3 protein-coding genes are annotated in these 2,234 nt (G+C 53.1%); all 3 read left to right on the top strand.

The window, feature by feature from the left end:
• The coding region (locus tag GM658_RS28530) for a hypothetical protein (protein ID WP_371865320.1) at positions 1 to 1,346 on the top strand (1,346 nt) is incomplete at its 5' end.
• A 1-nt stretch (position 1,347) separates the two neighbouring features.
• On the top strand, positions 1,348 to 1,803 hold the full coding sequence (locus tag GM658_RS28525; protein ID WP_155457497.1) for a hypothetical protein: 456 nt from the start codon (positions 1,348 to 1,350) through the stop codon (positions 1,801 to 1,803).
• 44 nt (positions 1,804 to 1,847) lie between these two features.
• Positions 1,848 to 2,234: hemagglutinin repeat-containing protein (locus tag GM658_RS28520; protein ID WP_155457496.1), on the top strand; the 387-nt coding region annotated here is incomplete at its 3' end.

Raw genomic sequence — 2,234 nt, 5'->3', positions numbered from 1 at the left:
TCGATTGCTTGATGCGCGGCGACAGGATGTGTGTGGAGGAATTGAACGCTCAAGCAGCAATACCCGATATCCCCAACGCTGCTTTCAGAAAGCCGACAGCGGCTGAAGCGAAAGCCTCTGTCGATGATTACTACGCGAAGATGCGAAACGGTACCCTGCAGCAGCCTGTAATCGACACACCGGGTGTCGCGACAAACATTGGCTCGGCGGAAGGCTTCTTTATATTCAATCCTCTCGGACAAGCTGCTAAGGGCTACGCCGAGAGTGCATACAATTTGGTATTTGGCACGACCATTGGTGGCATTAATTTAGCAAAAGATGCATACGGCTTCGCCAATCAGAGTCTCTTCGGTCCTGAAGTGGGTTTGATGGGCGACGTCAGGCTGTATGAACCGCAAAATGGCATTGTCCGATCCGTGATGACCAAAGGAGGTCTGGCAACAGCAGGCGATATTGCAGGTGGTGCGGTGACAAACCTTCCGGGAGTTGGCACCATCAATGCGATTTATCGTAAGGATCCAGGGCAATTCGGTGCATCATTACCTGTTCTAGTCTTGGCCGGGGCAGGGGGCGGATTCCCTGTGGCAGGCGAAGCCGGAGCGTTGTCAGGAGAAGCCGGCGCCGCAGCAAACCTGGGTCGTGCTGGTGCGACCGCAGAGACCTCCACTCCCTGGCTGAACAACAGGAATGGTATTGGTTCGACGCAGAAGTTCGGTGCAACTTCTACGGCTGAGGCTGCCGAGGCGTCTACATCGGCAGCTAGCGGACAATATGCTCAGCAAGGCGGAAATAGCTACAGTGCAGTTAGTTATCAAGGGGCAAATGGGATGCGTGTTTCGACTGGGCCGCAGCTCGACACTTATAAGGCGGATGCACAAGTATTCGTAAATAAGGCCGCGCAAGCAGTGTCTTCAGTTGCTGCGGACAGTATTTCCACTACGCCAAACGCAGGCGCAAGCGAGGCGCTGAATGCGCAGAGCGCTACTCTCGATACCGCGAAGCACTATTGCACTGACTGCGCGTTTAACTTGCGCAATGCTGCGGGTGGCCAAGGGAAGGTTGTAATATTCTCCGATGCGGCTACTCAGTGGCCAGCAAAGTATGACTGGGGTATGGGAGGTGGAGTTCGAGTGCCAAGTGCACAAGGACCGGTAGATTTTGCATACCATTCGGTTTATACGGACGGTAGATATTTTTACGATCCGTTACTTTCGAATACTCCGATCCCCCAGGCTAAGTATATCGATATGCTGAAGTCGCTGAATCCAAATGGAACTTCGTGGCGTATCTACGAACCCGATACACCGAATCCTGCGGTACCACAATTGCAAAAGGGAGGATTTTAAAATGGATGCTCGTGCTTATAGCGCGAAAAAGGATGCAGCATGGATTTTCTCAGACCTTTTGAACCTAGTCGCTCGGCGCGGCTGGTTTAGTGCTGGCCCAAGTGCTGACGATGGAAAGTCTCTGTTGTATGCTTCTTTTCATGTGCACCCCGATGACTCCGATGCTGTATCGGAACTGATTGAAAGGGGCATTCTTGCGTATGGTGGACGAACTGTTTGGGTCTTGGAGCGTGAGAAAAAAAATAGATTTCTTCTTTGTCCCGCTCAGGTCGAGTTAAAGGCAAGAGTACTAAATAATTTTGGAAAGGCTACGGAAGAAGTACATAAAGAAATGCCAGAATTGGAGCGCGAAGCCGCTGTTGATTTAATCTTGCTGTCAGACTTCCTATATAAGTCTCATGTCGAGAAAGGTTCCAAAATTATCGCTTCCAGGGATGCAAATTCGGCGAAAACCTGACCCTAGTCGGCAAGAACGTCGACCTGGCCGCCGCCCAGAATACCTTGGTAGAGCAGCAGGCCAGCCAGAGCAAGTCCTCCGGCTTCTCGGCCGGGATCACGGTCAACCCGCTGGCTGCGTTCAAGGACGCCTACACCGAACTCTTTGCCGGCTACCACAACGAAAAGCACCTGGACAACAGCCACCAGGTGACCCAGGTGGCCTCGAATGTCGGCAGCCTGAATGGCGATGTCGTGCTGACCGCGGGCCAGAAGTACACACAGGCCGCTAGCAACATCACGGCCGGCAACGACGTCAATATCAGCGCCAAGTCGATCGACATCACAGCCCTGGATAACACCGGCAGCAACCGAACCGCCAACAGCGACCTGAAGATCGGCGCCTTCGCCCGCATCAGCTCACCGCTGATCGACCTGGTGAACAACGTCAAT

The sequence above is a fragment of the Massilia eburnea genome (assembly GCF_009720745.1).
In the GTDB taxonomy this organism is placed as follows: Bacteria; Pseudomonadota; Gammaproteobacteria; order Burkholderiales; family Burkholderiaceae_D; genus Rugamonas; species Rugamonas eburnea.
This window is presented reverse-complemented; position numbering and strand designations above follow the sequence as displayed.